At 72.5% G+C, this 21,272-nt stretch carries 2 protein-coding genes; both read left to right on the top strand.

The annotated features are described in order from the left end of the window. Positions 1 to 109: 109 nt before the first annotated feature. Complete coding sequence (locus BG418_RS35450) at positions 110 to 17,323, top strand: non-ribosomal peptide synthase/polyketide synthase (RefSeq protein ID WP_188278161.1); 17,214 nt, start codon at positions 110 to 112, stop codon at positions 17,321 to 17,323. After that, entirely contained in the window at positions 17,323 to 21,249 is a 3,927-nt protein-coding gene (locus tag BG418_RS35445) for a non-ribosomal peptide synthetase (RefSeq protein ID WP_188278160.1), read from the top strand. Before BG418_RS35450 ends, BG418_RS35445 begins: the two co-directional genes overlap by 1 nt. The last annotated feature ends 23 nt before the right edge of the window (positions 21,250 to 21,272 follow it).

Below are 21,272 nucleotides of genomic sequence, written 5' to 3'. Positions count from 1 at the left end.
GGGGGTGGTCCGAGAACCCGTACGCCGGGGGGCCAGAGGAAGACTCTCCCCCGATAATGCGTGGGGGATTCTCTAGGTGTTCGGCGGATCGCAGTCTGCAGGCCATCCTTTGTCGACGGCGCAGGAGCGCGTCTGGTTCGCCCAGAAGCTGGCTCCGGACAGCCTTCTCTACAACCTCAACGGTTACGTCGAAATTCACGGGACGTTCGCCCCGGAATTGTTCGAGAGCGCGCTGCGCCAGGCGGTCGACGAGGCCGAGGCGCTGCGGGCCGTCTTCACCGAAGTCGACGGCGTACCACGGCAGTCGGTGCGCGACTGGCGCGACTGGCCGCTGCCCCATGTGGACCTGACACGCGAGAGCGACCCGCGCGCGGCGGCCTTCGCGGCCATGCAGGAGGACCTCGACAAGCCCTTTGACCTGCAAAACGGCCCGCTGTTCGTGCAGATGCTGTTCCAGGTCGCCCCGGACCGCTTCTTCTGGTATATGAGGACGCATCACATCGTGTGTGATGCCTATGCGTTCAACCTCCTTGTGCAGCGCGTCGCCGACTGCTACACCGCACTTGTCGCGGAAGAAGAGATTCCCCCCACTTCGTTCTCCCCGCTCGCCGAGTTCGTCGCCGAGCACGAGAAGTACACCGAGAGCGAACGCAGTACGCGGGACCACGACTACTGGCTCGAACGGTTCGGCGACGACCCGGAGATCCTGAATCTCCCCGACCGCGCCACCGGCCTGTGGGCCGAGTCCAAGCGGTACGAGGCGTGGCTGGAACCCGACTACTTCGCCGAGATCAAGCGGCTCGCCCGCGAGGCCCGCTCGACCTGGCAGGTCACCCTCACCGCCGCCGCGGCCGCGTATCTGCGCCACTTCACCCGCGCGGCCGACGTCGTCCTCGGCTTCCCCGTCACCGGCCGCCTGACCTCCGTCACCCAGGCCACCCCCGGCATGGCCTCCAACGTCCTGCCGCTGCGGCTCGCCGTACGCCCCGAGATGTCCTTCCTCGATCTGCACCGGCACGTCGGCCAGGAGATGCGCGGCCTGCTGCGCCACCAGCGCTACCGGGGCGAGGACCTGCGCAAGGACCTCGGGCTCGGCGGCCACTCGCGCCGGATGTTCGGCCCCTCCATCAACTTCCTGCCGCTCGACGAGGGGCTGCGCTTCGGCCCCTGCACGGCGGCCGCCCACGGCATGCCCAGCGGTCCCGTCGACGACCTGGTGATCGTCTTCGAGGGCGGCTCGGGCGAGGACGGCATCGGGGTGCGGATCGCGGGCAACACTGCCGCGTACGGCGCCGAGGACATCGACGGCCACGGCCGCCGCTTCGTCGCCTATCTGCGCGCCCTGACCGCCGACCCCACGCGCGCGATCGGCGCGGTCGACGTCATGGACGCGGACGAGCGCCACCGCGTCCTGACCGAGTGGAACCCCAAGGCCACCGGTCTCGACGCGGGCACCATCCCCGCCTGGTTCGAGGCGCAGGCCCGCCGCACCCCCGACGCGGTCGCGGTGGTGTACGAGGGCACGACCCTGACGTACGCGGAGCTCAACGCCTGGGCCAACCGGCTCGCCCACCGGCTCATCGCCCGGGGCGCCGGGCCCGAGCAGTTGGTCGGTCTGGTCCTGCCGCGCTCGGCCGAGCTGGTCGTGGCGGTCCTCGCCGTGCTCAAGTCCGGCGCCGGTTATCTGCCCGTCGACCCCGACGCCCCCGCCGCTCGCCGCGCCGCCGTGCTGGAGGAGGCCGGTCCCGTCCTCGTCCTCGACGGCGTCCCGGACGTCGCCTCCGCCAGGAACGAGGGCCGGGCCGACGACCCCACGGACGCCGACCGCACGACGCCGCTGCGGGCCGACCACCCCGCGTATGTGATCTTCACGTCCGGCTCCACGGGCCGCCCCAAGGGTGTGGTGATCCCTCACTCCAACGTCACCCGGCTCTTCTCCGCCACCGCCGACCAGTTCGGCTTCGGCGAGCAGGACGTCTGGACGCTGTTCCACTCGTACGCCTTCGACTTCTCGGTGTGGGAGCTGTGGGGCGCGCTCCTCTACGGCGGCCGCCTGGTCGTCGTGCCGCACACGGTCTCGCGCTCGCCCGAGGCGTTCCGTGCCCTGCTCGCCGAGCAGCGCGTCACCGTCCTCAACCAGACCCCGTCGGCGTTCTACCAGCTGATCCAGGCCGACCAGCGTCACCCCGACAGCGAACTCGCCCTGCGCTACGTCGTGTTCGGCGGCGAGGCGCTGGCCCCGGGCCGCCTCGGCGAGTGGTACGACCGGCACCCGGACGACCGGCCGACGCTGGTCAACATGTACGGCATCACCGAGACGACCGTGCACGTCACCCAGCAGGCGTTCACCCGCGAGAGCGCGGCGAGCGACAACGGCAGCACCGTCGGCCCCGCCCTCGCCGACCTGCGCGCCTACGTCCTGGACGCCGCCCTGCGCCCGGTGCCGCCCGGCGCGACCGGCGAGCTGTATGTGGCCGGTGACGGTCTGGCCCGCGGCTATCTCAACCGGCCGGGCCTGACCGCCGACCGCTTCGTGGCGAACCCGTACGGGCCCGCCGGCAGTCGGATGTACCGCACCGGCGACCTCGCCCGCTGGACCGCCGACGGCCTGCTCGCCTACGAGGGCCGCGCCGACCAGCAGGTGAAGATCCGCGGCTTCCGCATCGAGCTGGGCGAGATCGAGTCCGTGCTCGCGCGCCACCCGAAGGTCGCCCAGGTCGCGGTCGTCGTACGCGAGGACCGGCCCGGCGACAAGCGCCTCGTCGCCTACGCCGTGCTGCGCGACAGCGCGATGGACCCGGCGGAGCTGCGCGCGTACGCGGGCGAGTCGCTGCCCTCGTACATGGTGCCCGCCGCCGTGGTGTCCCTGGACGTGCTGCCGCTCACCCCCAACGGCAAGCTGGACCAACGCGCCCTGCCTGCCCCGACGTTCGAGGGCGACGACTCCGGGCGCGCGCCGCGCAACGCCCGGGAAGAGATCCTCTGCCGCCTGTTCGCCGAGGTCCTGGGCGTGGAGCGGGTCGGCATCGACGACAGCTTCTTCGACCTCGGCGGCCACTCGCTGCTCGCCACCCGCCTCGCCGTACGCGTACGCGCCGAGCTCGGCACCGAGATCATGCTGGGCACGCTCTTCGAGTCGCCGACGGTCGCGGGGCTGGCGTCCCAGCTCCCGGAGGCCGCGTCCGTACGCCCCGCCCTGGTGCCGATGCGGCGGCCCGACGCCGTGCCGCTCTCCTTCGCCCAGCAGCGGCTGTGGTTCCTCGACCAGGTCGAGGGCGGCGGCTCTACGTACAACATGCCACTGGCCCTGCGGCTCACCGGTGAACTCGACCGTGCCGCCCTGGAGTCGGCGCTGGCCGATGTCGTCGAGCGCCATGAGTCGCTGCGTACGGTCTTCCCGGACGTGGACGGCGAGGCCCGCCAGGTCGTGCTCGGCGCCTGCGAGGTGCCGGTCCCGGTCGTCGACACCGACGAGGAGGCGCTGCCCGCGCTGCTCGACGCGGCGGCGGCCACGGTCTTCGACCTGGCCCGCGAGATCCCGGTGCGCGCGACCCTGTTCTCGCTCGGCGAGCGCGAGCACGTACTCGCCCTGGTGCTGCACCACATAGCCGGTGACGAATGGTCCATGGCGCCGCTGGCGCAGGACCTGGCCGCCGCGTACACGGCCCGTATCGACGGCCGGGCGCCCGAGTGGCGGCCGCTGCCCGTGCAGTACGCGGACTACGCGCTGTGGCAGCGTGAACTCCTCGGCGACGAGAGCGACCCGGCGAGCCTCGCACACGAGCAACTGACGTACTGGAAGCGCGCGTTGGCGGCCTTGCCGCAGGAGCTCGACCTGCCCGCCGACCGGCCCCGCCCGGCCGTCGCCAGCCACCAGGGCGTGGCCCTGCCCGTCCACCTCGACGCGGAGCTCCACCAAGCGCTGCTCGCCCTCGCGGGAGAGCGCCGGGCCACCCTCTACATGGTGCTCCAGGCCGGTCTCGCCGCCCTGCTCACCCGGCTCGGGGCGGGCGACGACATCCCCGTCGGCAGCCCCATCGCCGGACGCACCGACGAAGCCCTCGACGATCTGGTCGGCTTCTTCGTCAACACCCTCGTACTGCGCACCGACACCTCCGGCAACCCCGGCTTCGCCGAGCTCGTCGACCGGGTGCGCGCCGCCGACCTGGCCGCCTACGCCCACCAGGACCTGCCGTTCGAGCGGCTGGTCGAGGTGCTGAACCCGGTGCGCTCCGCCAACCGGCAGCCGCTGGTGCAGATCCTGCTCGCCCTCCAGAACACCCCGGGCTCCACGATGGAGCTGCCGGGCCTGGAGCTCGACCGTTACGGGGTCCATCCCGGCGGCTCCAAGTTCGACCTGTCGCTCAGCCTCACCGAGACGCGCGCCGCCGACGGCTCCCCGGCCGGGCTCGAAGGCTTCGTGGAGTACAGCACCGACCTGTTCGACCAGGGCACGGTCGAGCTGATGATGGCCCGGCTCACGCGCCTGCTCCTGGCGGCGGCCGCCAAGCCCGAACTTCCCATCGGCGACCTGGAGTTGCTGACGGACGCCGAACACGCCCAGCTGACCGACGGGTGGAACGACACCCGCAAGGACCTCCCGGCGCTCACCATCCCCGAGCTGTTCGAGGCGCGGGCTGCCGCCGCCCCGGACGCGCCCGCCGTCGTCTTCGGCGACACCACCCTCTCGTACGAGGAGCTGAACGGCCGCGCCAACCGGCTGGCCCGGCTGCTCATTCAGCGTGGCATCGGCGCCGAGGACACGGTGGCGTTGATGCTGCCGCGCTCGGCCGAACTGCCCGTCGCGGTGCTCGCCGTCCTGAAGGCGGGCGCCGCCTATCTTCCGGTCGACCCCGCCTACCCGGCCGAGCGCATCGCGTATCTGCTCACCGACGGGCGGCCCACCCTCACCCTGGTCGCCCAGGGAGCGACGGCCGGGCTGCCGGACGGCACCGCGTACCTGGAACTGGACCACGAGGCGGCGGCCGACCTTCCGTCCCACGACGTCACCGACGCCGAACGCCGCAGCCCGCTGCACCCCGCCCACGCGGCCTACATCATCTACACCTCGGGCTCCAGCGGCCGCCCCAAGGGCGTGGTGTGCACCCACACCGGTGTCGCCGGACTCCTCGACGCCGACGGGCTCCTGGAAGTGGGCCCCGGTGACCGGGTCCTCCAGTTCGCCTCGCTGAGCTTCGACGCCGCGTTCTGGGAGTTCGCCATGGCGCTGCTCTCCGGCGCCACCCTCGTACTCGCCTCGCCCGACCAACTCCGGCCCGGCACCCCGCTGGTGGAGCTCGCCGCGAAGCACCAGGTCAGCCATCTGCTGCTGCCGCCGTCCGTGCTCGACGTCCTGTCGCCGTCCGACCTGCCCACGGTCCGCACCCTGCTCGTCGGCGGCGAGGCCTCGTCCGGGGAGCTGGTGGCCCGCTGGTCGCCCGGCCGTCGGATGATCAACGCGTACGGCCCCACCGAGATCACCGTGTGCGTCACCATGAGCGGCGCGCTCTGCGGCGACCAGCGGCCGCCGATCGGCACGCCGGTCACCAACATGAGCGCGTACGTCCTGGACGAGCGGCTGCGGCCCGTTCCGGTGGGTGTCGCGGGAGAGCTCTATCTCGCGGGCGACGGTGTGGCGCGCGGCTATCTGGGCCGCGCGGGTCTCACGGCCGAGCGTTTCGTGGCGTGCCCGTTCGGGGCGCCGGGCGCGCGGATGTACCGCTCCGGCGACCTGGCCAGGCGCCGGGCCGACGGCACCCTGGAGTACCTGGGCCGCGCCGACGAGCAGGTCAAGATCCGTGGCCACCGGGTGGAGCTCGGCGAGATCGAGTCCGTGCTGGGCGCGCAGGCGGGCGTCGCCCAGGCCGTCGTCGTGACCCGGGCGGACCGCCCCGGCCAGCTCGTGGCGTACGTGGTCCCGACGGACTCAGGTGTGGACGCGGCCGAGCTGCGGGCCCAGGTGGCCCGGGTGCTGCCGGAGTACATGGTTCCGGCCGTCATCGTCGAGATGGACGCGCTGCCGCTGACCCCGAACGGCAAGCTGGACCGCAAGGGGCTGCCCGCGCCGGACTTCGACATGGTGGTGTCGGGGCGTGCGCCGCGCACCCCGCGCGAAGAGGTGCTGTGCGGTCTGTTCGCCGAGGTGCTCGGCGTCGACCGGGTCGGTATCGACGACAGCTTCTTCGAGCTGGGCGGGCACTCGTTGCTCGCGACGCGTCTGGTGAGCCGGATCCGTTCGGTGCTCGGTGTGGAGCTGGCGCTGTCGGCGCTGTTCGAGACGCCGACGGTGGCGGGTCTGGCGGGGATCACGACCGAGGCGGAGTCCGCGCGTCCCGCCCTGGAGTCGCGTGAGCGCCCCGAGTCGGTGCCGCTCTCCTTCGCCCAGCGACGGCTGTGGTTCCTCAACCGCCTAGAGAGCGTGGACGCGCTCTACAACATGCCCCTGGTCCTGCGTCTGACCGGCACGGTGGACGGCGACGCCCTGCGGGCCGCCCTCGGTGATGTGGTCGGCCGCCATGAGTCGCTGCGTACGGTCTTCCCGGACGTGGACGGCGAGGCCCGCCAGGTCGTCCTCGGCGCGTGCGAGATACCGCTGCCGATCACCGCGACCGACGAGCAGGGACTGCCCGCGCTCCTCGACGCGGCCGCCAAGCAGCCGTTCGACCTCTCCCGCGACCTGCCGGTGCGCGCCGAGCTCTTCTCGCTCGGCGAGAGCGAGCACGTACTCCTGATGGTGCTGCACCACATCGCGGGCGACGGCTGGTCGATGGCACCGCTGGCCCGCGACCTGGGCACGGCGTACAAGGCCCGTCTTGAGGGTAGGGCCCCGCAGTGGGAGCCGCTGCCCGTCCAGTACGCGGACTACGCGCTCTGGCAGCGCGACCTCCTCGGCGACGAGAGCGAGCAGGGCAGCCTGGCGCAGCGCCAACTCGACTTCTGGCAGCACGCGTTGGCCGAGCTCCCGGAGGAGCTGACCCTCCCGACCGACCGCCCCCGCCCGGCGGTGGCCAGCCATGCCGGTGGCCGCGTGTCGGTGGAGTGGGACGCCGAACTGCACCGTGGGCTCACGGAGTTCGCGTGGGAGTCGTCGTCCTCGGTGTTCATGGTGGTGCAGGCGGCCCTTGCCACGCTGCTGAATCGTCTCGGCGCGGGCGAGGACATCGCGATCGGCAGCCCGATCGCGGGGCGGACCGATGAGGCTCTTGACGACCTGATCGGGTTCTTCACCAACACCCTCGTGTTGCGTACGGATGTGTCGGGTCAGCCCACCTTCCGTGAGCTGGTCTCGCGGGTGCGTACGGCGGATCTTGCGGCCTACGCGCACCAGGACGTGCCCTTCGAGCGGCTGGTCGAGCTGGTCAACCCGGCTCGCTCCCGCGCTCGGCACCCGCTGTTCCAGGTGCTGCTCGCCTTCCAGAACACGCCCGAGGTCCACCTCGACCTGCCCGGTCTCAGCATCGGGGTCGAGCCGGTCGACACGGGCGTCGCCAAGTTCGACCTGTCGTTCAACGTCCAGGAGCAGCACGGGAACCAGGGTCCGGCCGGGGTCGGCGGCACCCTTGAATTCAACGGTGACCTCTTCGACCGCGACACGGCTTCGGCGATCGCCGCGCGGCTGGAACACACGCTGCGTGCGCTGCTGTCCGACCCGGACCGGCCGGTCAGCCGGGTCGACATCCTCGGCGCGGACGAGCGGCAGCGCGTCCTGAAGACGTGGAACGCCACGGCGAGTGCGGTGGCCCACACCACGTTGCCGGAGCTCTTCGAGGGCCAGGCCGCGCGGACTCCGGATGCCCCCGCTGCCCGCCAGGGCGACGACACCCTCACCTATGCCGAGCTGAACGCGCTGGCAAACGGTGTGGCGCGGGAGCTGACCGCTCAGGGCGTCGGTCCCGAGGACCTCGTGGCGGTGGCCATGCGGCCGTCGCCGCGCCTGCTCGCCGCGCTGCTCGGTGTGCTCAAGTCCGGGGCCGCGTACCTCCCGGTCGACCACGACTACCCGGCCGACCGCATCGCGTACATGCTGCGCGACGCCGCGCCCGTGCGGCTCCTGACGACGCGGGACGCGGTGGAGGGCCGCGACGAGTTCGACGGGGTCGCGCGCGTCTTCGTGGACAGCGTGGAACCCGTCGCCGAGAACCCGACCGACGCGGACCGCATCCGTCCGCTGCGGCCGCACCACCCGGCGTACGTCATCTACACCTCGGGCTCCACCGGCACGCCGAAGGGTGTGGTGGTGGAACAGCGCAACCTCGTCGACTACTTGGAGTGGGCCGGCCGGAGCTACCCGAGCGCAGGAGGGTCCGCCCTGCTGCACTCGTCGGTGTCGTTCGACATGACGGTCACCGCGCTGCTCACGCCGCTGACCGTGGGCGGCTGCGTCGTCGTGGGCCGCCTCGACGAGAGCGAGCTCCCGGCCACCGCGCCGACCCTGCTCAAGGCGACCCCCAGCCATCTCCCGATCCTCCAGGCCCTGCCCGGGCACGCCTCGCCCACGGCCGACCTGCTGCTCGCGGGCGAGCCGCTGACCGCCGAGGCGCTGCGCGACTGGCGCGCCGCGCACCCGGACGTGACCGTACGCAATGTCTACGGCCCGACCGAGACCACGGTCAGCGCCACCGAACACCGCGTCGAGCCGGGCACGACCCCGGCCTCCGGCCCGCTGCCGGTGGGCCGCCCGCTCGCCAACACCCGGCTGTACGTGCTCGGTTCGGGCCTCCAGCCGGTCCCGGAGGGGGTTCCCGGTGAGCTGTACGTGGCGGGCAACGGTGTGGCGCGCGGCTACCTCGGCCGCCCGGGCCTGACGGCCGAGCGCTTCGTACCGTGCCCGTTCGGGGCGCCGGGCGAGCGGATGTACCGCACCGGCGACCTGGTGCGCTGGAACGTGGACGGTGAGCTGGAGTACTTGGGCCGCGCGGACGACCAGGTCAAGGTGCGCGGTTTCCGTATCGAGCCGGGCGAGATCGCGGCGGTCCTGGGCCGTCACCCGTCGGTGGCGCAGGCTGCCGTGGTCGTACGCGAGGACAGGCCGGGGGACAAGCGCCTGGTCGCGTACGTCGTGCCGACGGATTCCGTACGAGGTGTCGACGCGGCCGAGCTGCGGGCGCATGTCGCGGGCGCGCTGCCCGAGTACATGGTTCCGTCGGCCGTCGTGGCCCTCGACGCGCTGCCGCTGACGCCGAACGGCAAGCTGGACCGCAAGGCGCTGCCCGCGCCGGACTTCGACGCCGTGGTGTCGGGACGTGCGCCGCGCACTCCGCGCGAAGAGGTGCTGTGCGGTCTGTTCGCCGAGGTGCTCGGTGTGGAGCGGGTCGGCATCGACGACAGCTTCTTCGACCTCGGTGGTCACTCGCTGCTGGCCACGCGGCTGGTGAGCCGCATCCGTTCGGTGCTCGGCATCGAGCTGGCGCTGTCGGCGCTGTTCGAGACGCCGACGGTGGCGGGTCTGGCCGGTGTCTCGGCCGAGGCCGATGCGGCGCGCCCGGCACTGGTCCCGATGGACCGGCCCGACGCCGTCCCGCTCTCCTTCGCCCAGCGGCGGCTGTGGTTCCTCAACCGCCTGGAGAGCGTGGACGCGCTCTACAACATGCCGATGGTGCTGCGACTCACGGGTGAACTCGACCGTGCTGCCCTGGAGTTGGCGCTGGCCGACGTCGTCGGTCGCCATGAGTCCCTGCGTACGGTCTTCCCGGACGTGGACGGCGAGGCCCGCCAGGTCGTCCTCGGGTCCTGTGAAGTTCCGCTGCCGGTCACGGACACCGACGAGCAGGCGCTCCCCGCCCTCCTCGACGCGGCCGTGAAGACGGGCTTCGACCTGTCGACCGACATCCCCCTGAAGGCGTTCCTGTTCGCGCTCGGCGGGGCCGAACACGTACTGCTCGTATCGCTGCACCACATCGCAGGTGACGGCTGGTCGATGGCGCCGCTGGCGCGCGACCTCGGTACGGCGTACGCGGCCCGCTGCGACGGCCGCACTCCGGACTGGCAGCCGCTGCCGGTCCAGTACGCGGACTACGCGCTGTGGCAGCGCGAACTCCTCGGCGACGAGAGTGAGTCGGAAAGCCTCGCGCACGACCAACTCGCCTTCTGGCAGGACGCGTTGGCGGCCCTGCCCGAAGAGCTCGATCTGCCGACCGACCGCACCCGTCCCGCCGTCGCCAGCCACAAGGGCGGCATGGTCCCGTTCACGTGGGACGCCGAACTGCACGGCAAGCTGGTGGAGTTCGCCCGCGAGTCGTCGTCCTCCGTGTTCATGGTCGTCCAGGCCGCGCTCGCCGCGCTCCTGAACCGGCTCGGCGCGGGCGAGGACATCCCGATCGGCACCCCGATCGCGGGGCGTACGGACGAAGCGCTCGACGACCTCGTCGGGTTCTTCACCAACACGCTGGTGCTGCGTACGGATGTGTCGGGTCAGCCGACCTTCCGTGAGCTGGTCTCGCGGGTACGCAAGGCAGACCTCGCGGCGTACGCGCACCAGGATGTTCCCTTCGAGCGGCTGGTGGAGCTGGTCAACCCGGCCCGTTCGCGGGCCCGGCACCCGCTCTTCCAGGTCATGCTGGTCTTCCAGAACACGCCCGAGGTCCACCTCGAACTGCCCGGACTCACCATCGGGGCCGAGCCCGTCGGCACGGACGTCGCCAAGTTCGACCTGGTCTTCAGCCTGCGCGAGCAGGCCGGGACGACCGGTATGGACGGCGTCCTCGAATTCAGCGGCGACCTCTTCGACGAGGACACCGCCACCGGCCTCGCGCAGCGGCTGCACAGCCTGCTGCACGCGGTCGTCGGCGACCCGGACCGCCCGGTCAGCCGCGTCGACGTCCTCGACGCGGACGAGCGGCAGCGCATCCTCACCGACTGGAACACCAACGGCGAGCCGATAGCCCCGGCGACGCTGCCCGAGCTGTTCGAGGCGCAGGTCGGCCGGACGCCCGAGGCGACGGCCGTGCTGCACGACGGTGAGGCGCTGAGCTACGCCGAGCTGAACGCCCGCGCCAACCGGCTCGCCCGCCGTCTGGTCGACCGTGGCGTACGGCCGGACACGGTGGTGGCTCTGGCCCTTCCCCGGTCGGCCGAGCTGGTGCTCGCGGCCCTCGCCGTGGTCAAGGCGGGCGCGGCCTACCTCAACATCGACCCGGACTACCCGGCCGAGCGCGCCGCCTACATGTGCGCGGACGCCGTGCCCCTGGGCCTGCTCACCGTCGGCGACGCGGGCCGCCGCGTACCCGACGACGTGGCGCGCTGGCGCTTGGACGACGAGGAGTTCACGACAGGGTCGGATACGAATCTGACCGACGCCGACCGCCTCTCCCCGCTGCGCACCGGCCACCCCGCGTACGTCGTCTACACCTCCGGCTCGACCGGCAAGCCGAAGGGCGTCCTGGTCACCCACCGGGGCCTCGCCAGTCTCGCCGTCTCCCACCAGGAGGCGCTGGGCGTGGACGACGAGTCGAAGGTGCTCCAGTTCGCCTCGCTCAGCTTCGACGCCTCGGCAGGTGAGCTGGTCATGACGCTGCTCGCCGGTGCCACCCTGGTGGTGCCGCGCCCGGAGCAGGTCATCGGCGACGCGGTCGTACGGCTGATGGCGGAGACGGGCGTCACACACGCCATGCTGCCGCCCGCCTTCGTCGCGACCCTCGACCCGGAGACCGTGCCCACCCTGCGCGGGCTGATCACCGGCGGCGAGGCGTGCCCGCCCGAGGTGACCGCGCGGTGGTCGGCCGGCCGGACCATGCTCAACGCGTACGGCCCCACCGAGTCGACCGTCTGCGCCACCCTCAGCACCCCGCTGACCGGCGCCATCTCGGCCCCGATCGGCCGCCCCATCCCCAACACCCGTGCATACGTGCTGGGTTCGGGCCTGGAGCCGGTCCCGGCCGGTGTCATGGGCGAGCTCTACCTCGCGGGCGACGGCGTCGCGCTCGGCTATCTCAACCGCCCGGACCTCACCGCCGAGCGCTTCGTGGCGTGCCCGTTCGGGGCGCCGGGCGAGCGGATGTACCGCACGGGCGACCTGGTGCGCTGGAACGCGGATGGCGAGCTGGAGTACCTGGGTCGTGCCGACGACCAGGTGAAGGTGCGCGGCTTCCGTATCGAGCCCGGTGAGATCGCCGCCGTACTCGACCGGCACGCCTCGGTCGCCCAGGCCGCCGTCGTCGTACGCGAGGACCGGCCCGGCGACAAGCGGCTTGTCGCGTACGTCGTGCCGACAGACTCCGTACGAGGTGTCGACGCGGCCGAGCTGCGGGCGCATGTCGCGGGCGCGCTGCCCGAGTACATGGTCCCGGCCGCTGTCGTCGCGATGGCCGTCATCCCGCTGTCGCCGACCGGCAAGGTGCACCGCGAGGCGCTGCCCGCGCCGGACTTCGACACGGTGGTGTCGGGCCGTGCGCCGCGTACTCCGCGCGAAGAGGTCCTGTGTGGCCTGTTCGCCGAAGTGCTCGGTCTGACCCGGGTCGGCATCGACGACAGCTTCTTCGAGCTGGGCGGCCACTCGCTGCTCGCGACGCGGCTGGTGAGCCGCATCCGTTCGGTGCTCGGCGTGGAACTCCCGCTGGCCACCCTCTTCGAGACCCCGACCGTGCTCGGCCTCGCCGTGGCCTGCGACGAGGCGGAGTCGGCCCGCCCGGCGGTGGAGCCGAAGACCCGGCCCACCCCGCTGCCGCTCTCCTTCGCCCAGCACCGCCTGTGGATGCTCAGCCAGCTCCACGACGCGGACGCGCTCTACAACATGCCCGTCGTGCTGCGTCTGACCGGCACCGTGGACGGCGACGCCCTCCAGGCGGCGCTGGCCGATGTCGTCGCCCGGCACGAGTCGCTGCGTACCGTGTTCGTCGAGACCGACGGGCGCGCCGAGCAGCGCATCCTGGCGCCGGCCGAGGCGGCCTTCTCGCTGTCCTTCGTACGGGCCGACGAGCAGGCGCTGCCCGGCCTCCTGAAGGCGGCCGCGAGCGCGGGCTTCGACCTGTCGCGCGAGATACCCGTACGGGCCTCGCTGTTCACGGTCGACGAGTCCGACCACGTCCTCGCCATCTCGCTGCACCACATCGCGGGCGACGGCTGGTCGATGGGACCGCTGGCGCGAGACCTGGGCACGGCGTACGCGGCGCGCTTGGAGGGCCGTGCTCCCGAGTGGGCTCCGCTGCCCGTGCAGTACGCGGACTACGCGCTGTGGCAGCGGGAACTTCTCGGCGACGAGAGCGAGCCCGACAGCCTCGCGCACGGTCAACTCGCCTTCTGGCAGGACGCGTTGGCCGGTCTGTCCGATGAGCTGGAGCTCCCCACCGACCGGCCGCGCCCGGCGGAGTCTAGCCATGTCGGCGCCCGAGTGGTGGTGGACTGGGACGCCGAACTGCACGGGCGCATCAGCGAGTTCGCCCGTGAGACGTCCACGTCCGTGTTCATGGTGGTCCAGGCCGCTTTGGCCGCGCTGCTCAACCGCCTCGGTGCCGGTGAGGACATCCCGATCGGCAGCCCGATCGCGGGGCGGACCGATGAAGCGCTCGACGATCTGATCGGGTTCTTCACGAACACGCTGGTGTTGCGTACGGATGTGTCGGGTCGGCCGACCTTCCGTGAGCTGGTCTCGCGGGTGCGGACGGCGGATCTTGCGGCGTACGCGCATCAGGATGTTCCGTTCGAGCGGTTGGTCGAGCTGGTGAACCCGGCTCGCTCCCGGGCCCGGCACCCGCTCTTCCAGGTGCTGCTCGCCTTCCAGAACACGCCCGAGGTCTCCCTCGAACTGCCCGGACTCACCATCGGGGGCGAGCCGGTCGACATCGGCGTCGCCAAGTTCGACCTGTCGCTGAGCCTTCAGGAGGGCGCGGACGGCGTCCGGGGCATGCTCGAATACAGCACCGACCTGTTCGACCACGCGAGCGCCGAGCTCATCGCGGCCCGGCTCGGGCGGCTGCTGCACGCGGCCGTCACCGACCCGGACCGGCCGCTCGCCCTGGTCGACATCCTCGGGGCCGACGAGCGCCACCAGGTGCTCAGCGAGTGGAACGCGACCGAAGTGGCGGTCGCGGGGCTCGACTCGACCGTGCACGCCACCTTCGAGGAGCTGGCCCGCCGCAGCCCCGACGCGGTCGCCGTCACTTCCGGCTCGCTGCATCTGACCTACGGCGAGCTCGACCGGCGGGCCAACGGGCTCGCGCACCGCCTGGTCTCTCTCGGCGTACGCCCCGAGGACCGCGTGGCCGTCCTGCTGGAACGTTCCGCCGATCTGGTGGTCGCCCTGCTCGGCATCCTCAAGGCGGGCGCCGCCTACGCCCCGCTGCACGAGAGCTACCCGGACGAGCGCATGCGGGAGGTGCTGCACGGGTCCGGCGCCCGGGTCCTGGTCACGGACCACGCCTGGCGCGAACGCGGTCTGCCCGACAACGCCGAGCATGTGGTCCTCGCCGACGAGGCCGAGCCCGCCGCCACCGCCCCGGACGTGCCTCCGGTGCGCCCCGACGCGCTCGCGTACGTCATGCACACCTCCGGCTCGACCGGGAAGCCCAAGGGCATCGCGATCAGCCATCGCGCGCTGCTCGAACTCGCCCTGGACCCGTCCTGGGCCGAGGGGGACCGCCATCAGCAGGTGCTGATGCACGCCCCGTACGCCTTCGACATCTCCAACTACGAGCTGTGGGTGCCGCTGCTCGCGGGCGGTCGCGTCGTGCTCGCGCCGCCTGGCGAGCTGGACATCGCCGAGCTCAAGCGGCTGATCGTCGACGAGTCCATCACCGGCGTGCACTTCACGGCCGGACTCTTCCGGGTCGTCGCCGACGACCTGGGCGACGCCCTCGGCGGGGTCAAGGAGATCCTGACCGGCGGTGACGTGGTGTCCGTGGCGGCCGTCGAGAGCGTGCTGCGCGCCGCGCCGCACGTCGTCGTACGCCATTTGTACGGGCCCACCGAGATCACCCTGTGCGCCACCAACCACCTGGTGGGCGCGGCGGACGAGCTGGGCGACCGGCTGCCGATCGGGCGTCCGATGGCCAACACCCGCACCTATGTCCTGGACGCGGCGCTCGCGCCGGTGCCGGTCGGTGCGGTGGGCGAGCTGTACATCGCGGGCGCGGGACTTGCCCGTGGTTACCTCGACCGGGCCGCGCTCACCGGTGAGCGGTTCGTCGCCGATCCGTACGGGCCTTCGGGCTCGCGGATGTACCGCACCGGCGACCTGGCGCGCTGGCGGCACGACGGCGACCTGGAGTTCATCGGCCGCGCCGACGACCAGGTCAAGGTGCGCGGCTTCCGTATCGAGCCCGGCGAGGTCGAGGCGACGCTCACCCGGCACGCCACGGTCGCCCAGAGCGCGGTCGTCGTCCGCGAGGACCGGCCGGGCGACAAGCGGCTCGTCGCGTATGTCGTCCCGGCGGATTCTGTACGGGGTGTGGACGCGGCCGAGCTGCGCGCGCACGCGGCCGACGTGCTGCCCGAGTACATGGTCCCGGCGGCCGTCGTGGCGCTCGACGAGCTGCCGCTTACCCCCAACGGCAAGCTCGACCGGGCCAAGCTGCCCGCGCCGGTCTTCAAGTCCGAGGCCGGGAACGGCGGCGCTCCGCGCACGCCGCAGGAAGAGGTGCTGTGCCGTCTGGTGGCCGAGGTGCTTGGCCTGGAGACGGTCGGCGTCCAGGACAGCTTCTTCGAGCTCGGCGGCGACAGCATCGGCTCGATCCAGCTGGCCAGCCGCGCCCGTGCGGCCGGTCTGGAACTCGCCCCGAAGGACGTCTTCCGCACCCGCAGGCTGGCCGAGCTCGCGGCCGTGGCCGGGGAGGTCACCGCGCCCGAGTCGGCTCCGGCGGACGACGGCGTCGGCGAGGTCCCGCTCACGCCGGTCGTGCACGATCTGCGGGCACGCGGCGGCGACCTGGACGGGCTGCTCCAGTCGGTGCTGCTCCAGGTCCCGGCCGCGCTCACCGAGACGGGACTCGCGGCGACCCTCCAGGCCGCCGTCGACCACCATGACGTGCTGCGGCTCGAAGTCCTGGACGCTGATTGGCAGTTGAGGGTGCGGCCCGTCGGGGAGGTGTCCGCCGCCGACTGTCTGCGCCGGGTCGATCTGACCGGCATGGACGAGGCGTCGGCCCGCGCCCTGATGGCCAAGGAAGCCGTCGCGGCGGGCGAGCGCCTTGCCCCGGCCGACGGTGTGATCTTCCAGGCGGTGTGGTTCGACGCGGGCGCCGGGACCTCCGGGCGGCTGCTGCTCACCGTGCACCACCTCGCGGTGGACGGGGTGTCGTGGCGGGTGCTGCTGCACGACCTGAGCACCGCGTGGAGCGCGGTCGCCGCAGGCGCCGAACCCCGCCTTGAGCGGGTCGGCACCTCGTTCCGGCGGTGGGCGAACCTGCTCACCGAGGAGGCCGCGAAGCCGTCCCGTACGGCCGAACTGGCCTTCTGGACCGGGCTGCACGACCGGCCCGAGCAGCCGCTCGGCAGCCGGGAGCTCGACCCGGAGCGGGACACCACCGCGACCGCGCACTCGCTCAGCGTCTCGCTGCCCGCGAGCGTCACCGAGGCGGTCCTCACCCGGGTGCCCGCCGCGTACAACGCGGGCGTCAACGACGTGCTGCTGACCGCGCTCGCCCTGGCGTCGCTGTCGGGCCGCAACCGGCCGCAGGGCGAGCCCGTGCTCGTCGAGGTCGAGGGCCACGGACGGCACGAGGAACTGGTGGACGGGGTCGACCTGTCCCGCACGCTCGGCTGGTTCACCAGCGTCCACCCGGTCCGGATCGAACCGGGCGCGGTGGACTGGGACGACCTGTGGCAGGCGGGACCGGCTGTCGGCGACGTGCTCAAGCGCGCCAAGGAGCAGCTGCGGGCGGTGCCGGACCAGGGCCTGGGCCACGGTCTGCTGCGCTATCTCAACCCGGAGACGGCACCGGCGATGGCCGCCCTGCCGCTGCCGCAGATCGGCTTCAACTACCTGGGCAGGTTCGATGGTTCGGGCCGCTCCGCCGACTGGGGACTCGCTCCCGAGGCGGTCCAGGACGGCGGCGCGGACACCCTGCCGGTGACCGCGATGCCGCTGCGCAACCCGCTCACGGTCAACGCGATGACCCGGCCCACGACCGACGGCGCCGAGCTGCGTGCCGTCTGGACGTGGCCGGACGGCGTGCTGACCGAGGCCGAGGTGTCCGCCGTCGCGGACGCCTGGGTGCGGGCCCTGACCGCGATGGCCCGGCATGCCGAACGGGCCGACGCGGGCGGCGCGACCGCGTCCGACTTCGAACTGGTCCAGCTGGACCAGGACGAGATCGACGCGTTCGAGGACGAGTTCGGCGACGAGTTCGGTGATTTCGGCGATGACGTGATGTTCGAGGACGGGGATCAGTAATGACGCGCGCCAAGGCACGTATCGAAGACGTGCTGCCGCTGACGGCCCTGCAGGAAGGATTCCTGTTCCACTCGCTCTATGACGAGCAGGGCGCCGACGTCTACCACCTCCAGTTCGTGTTCGACCTGCGCGGCGCCCTGGACGCGGGCGCCCTGCGCCGGGCGGCCGACGGGCTGCTGCGCCGGCACGGCAATCTGCGCGGCGCCTTCCGCCAGCGCAAGAACGGCGAGTCCGTCCAGGTGGTCCCGGACCGGGTGCCGGTGCCGTGGCAGGAGATCGACCTGTCCGCGCTCGCCCCGGCCGAGCGCGAGGCACGGCTGGCCCAGGTGCTGGCGGACGACCGCGACACCCGCTTCGACCTGCGCAAGCCGCCGCTGATCCGCTGCCGCCTGGTGCGGCTCGGCGCGGACGAGCACCGCTTCGTCCTGACGAGCCATCACATCCTGTTGGACGGCTGGTCGGTGCCGCTGATGCTGCACGAGCTGTTCACCATGTACGCGCACGACGGCGCCGACCACACGCTGCCGCCGGTCCAGCCCTACCGCGACTATCTGCGCTGGCTTTCGCGGCGCGACCGCGCGGACGCCGAGTCGGCCTGGCGCGGCCACCTCGCGGGCCTGGAGGAGCCGACGCTGCTCGGCCCGGTCGGCGCGGGCCGCGAGACGGTGGTGCCCGAGGAGACCGAGGCCGAGCTCGACGCGGAACTGACCGCCAAACTGACCGAGTTGGCCCGTACGTGCGGGCTCACCCTGAACACCGTGGTGCAGGGCGCCTGGGCGCAGGTGCTCGGCGCGCTCACCGGCCGCGACGACGTCGTCTTCGGCGCCACCGTCTCGGGCCGCCCGCCCGAGCTCGCGGGCGTCGAGTCGATGATCGGCCTGTTCGCCAACACGGTGCCGGTACGCGTGCGGGTGGACCCCGCCGAGTCCGCGATCGCGCTGATGACCCGCCTCCAGGACGAGCGCTCGGCGCTCGCCGCGTACGAGTACGTCGGCCTCGGCGAGATCCAGCAGCTCGCCGGGACGGGCGGTGAACTCTTCGACACGCTGTACGTGTTCGAGAACTACCCGGCCCCGTCCGGCGACGGCAAGCCCGCCTACCAGGGCCTGGAGATCGCGGGCACGGAAGGCAGCGGCGCCGCGCACTACCCGCTGACCCTCACCGTGCTGCCGGGCAGCACGCTCCGGCTGCGGCTGACCTACCGGCCCGACCTGTTCACCCGCGAGATCGCGCTCGGCTGGGCCGACCGGCTGCGTACCGTCCTGCGGTCCCTGGTGGAGGCACCGGACCGACCGGCCGCGCACACGGACGTACTCGACACGGCCGAGCGGCACCGGATCCTTGAGGAGTGGAACGACACCGCCGCCGAGCCCTCGGCGCGGTGCTGGCCCGCCCTCTTCGAGGAGCAGGCGCAGCGCACCCCGCAGGCCGCGGCCCTCTGGGACGACGGGTCCGTGATCACGTACGCGGAGCTGAACGCCGAGGCCAACCGGCTGGCGCGGTTCCTGGTGGCCCGGGGCGCCGGTCCCGAGACCGTGGTGGCGCTCGCCCTGCCGCGCTCGCCGCGCCTGGTCGTCGCCATGCTGGCGGTACTGAAGACGGGCGCCGCCTATCTGCCGGTCGACCTCGGTCACCCGAGGGACCGCGTCGAGGCGATCCTGACGGGGGCGCGCCCGGCGGCCGTACTCACCACGCTCGACGGCGCCGACCGACTTCCCGAAGGCCCGACTGTTCTCTGCGTCGATGAACTCGCCGTAGAAATACGGGAGTTGGATGCGGGGAATCTGAGCGACGAAGAGCTTGTCGGTCCCCTGCGGCCCGAGCATCCCGCGTACGTGATCTACACCTCCGGTTCCACCGGTGCGCCCAAGGGTGTCGTCGTCGAGCACCGCAGTCTGCTCAACTTCCTCACCGCGATGGGCGAGAGGTTCCCGCTCACCGCCGCCGACCGGATGCTCGCGGTGACCACCGTCGCCTTCGACATCCACGCCCTGGAACTGCATCTGCCGCTGCTCGCCGGGGCGAGCGTGGTGGTCGCCGAACGCGACACCCTCCTCGACCCGGCCGCGCTCGCCGATCTCATCGCCGCCAGCGGCGCCACGATCATGCAGGCCACGCCCACGCTCTGGCACTCGCTGCTCACCGAGCGGGCGTCGGCCGCCGAGGGGCTGCGGATGCTGGTCGGCGGCGAGGCGCTGCCGACCGCGCTCGCCGAGCGGATGGCGCGGGCGGGCGTCGAGGCGACCAACCTGTACGGACCCACCGAGACCACCGTGTGGTCGACCGCCGTGACCCTGAACGCCGGGGCCGAGGGCGGGCCCACCATCGGCCGCCCCATCCGCAACACCCGCGCCTATGTGCTGGACAGCGCGCTGCGCCCGGTGCTCCCGGGGGTGCCCGGTGAGCTGTATCTGGCCGGTGAGGGGCTGGCCCGGGGCTATCTGGACCAGCCGGGCCTCACGGCGGGCCGTTTCGTGGCGGATCCGCACGGGCCTGCCGGGACGCGGATGTACCGCACCGGCGACCTGGTGCGATGGCGCGCCGACGGCGAGCTGGAGTACCTGAGCCGCACCGACCACCAGGTCAAGGTCCGGGGTCACCGCATCGAACTCGGCGAGATCGAGACCGCGTTGAGCGCGCACGAGACGGTCGCCCAGGTGGCGGTCGTGGTCCGCGAGGACCGGCCCGGCGACAAGCGCATCGTCGCCTACGTGGTGCCCGGTCCGGGTACTGCCTTCGACTCCGAGGCGCTGCGGACGCATGTACGCGGACGCCTGCCCGAGTACATGGTGCCCGCCGTCGTCATGGAGCTGCCCGCGCTGCCGCTCACGCCGAACGGGAAGCTGGACCGCAAGGCCCTGCCCGCCCCGGACGCCACGGCGGGCCGCACCACCGGCGGCCGGGCCCCGCGCACCGCGCGCGAGGAGGCGCTGTGCACCCTGTTCGCGGAGGTCCTCGGTCTGGACTCGGTCGGCATCGACGACGACTTCTTCGAGCTGGGCGGCCACTCGCTGCTCGCGACGCGCCTGGTCAACCGGGTCCGCGCCGACCTTGGCACCGCCACCTCGATCCGCAGTGTCTTCGAGGCGCCGACGGTCGCGGGGCTGGCCCGGCGGCTGCACCAGGACGGCGGGGACGACGACCCGTTCGAGACCATGCTGCGGCTGCGCGCCGGACGCGGTGGCACCCCGTACTTCCTGATCCACCCGGTCGTCGGGATCGGCTGGTGCTACACCGGCTTCATCACCCGCCTCGGGCCCGACGCCGGGGTGTACGCCCTCCAGGCGGGCGGCCTGAACCCCGACGACGCCTGCGCCGCCGACCTGCCCGCGATGGCCGCGGACTACGCCGCCCGCATCCGCGAGGTGCAGCCCGAGGGCCCGTACCGCCTGATCGGCTGGTCGTTCGGCGGTCTGGTGGCGCACGAGATCGCCACCCGGCTGCAGAGCGAGGGTGCCGAGGTCGACCTGCTCGCGCTGCTCGACTCGTACCCGGCTGAGAGGCCCGAGGGCGATCCGGAGGGCGACCTGCGGCAGGAGATCCTGGCCGTGCTCGCCGACGCGCTCGGCCCCGCCGCCCGCGACGGCCGCACCGGCCCGCTGACGACGGCCGAGGTCGCCGCCCTGCTGCGCGAGCACGACAGCCCGCTGGCGGACCTGGGCGAGCAGGGCATCGAGGCGCTGCACCGGGTCGCCGCCAACAACCGCAGGATTGCGGGGGAGTTCGTGCCCCGCGTCTTCCATGGTGACGTGCTGGCGTTCCGCTCCGCCCAGGGCGACGGCCCGTACGCCGTCAAGGCCTGGGACGCCCATGTGGAAGGCGAGATCCACGAGTTCGACGTGGACTGCACGCACCTGGGGATGACCACGCCGGATGCCCTCGACGTCATCACCCGCGTGATCGACGACCGTACGACCGCCCACTGAAACACCCACCCACACCAAGGAGA

Origin of the sequence: Streptomyces sp. CBMA152 (assembly GCF_014596475.1) — a bacterium.
GTDB lineage: Bacteria > Actinomycetota > Actinomycetes > Streptomycetales > Streptomycetaceae > Streptomyces.
Note: the sequence above shows the minus strand (reverse complement) of the source record. Positions and strands in the feature narration are given on the sequence as shown.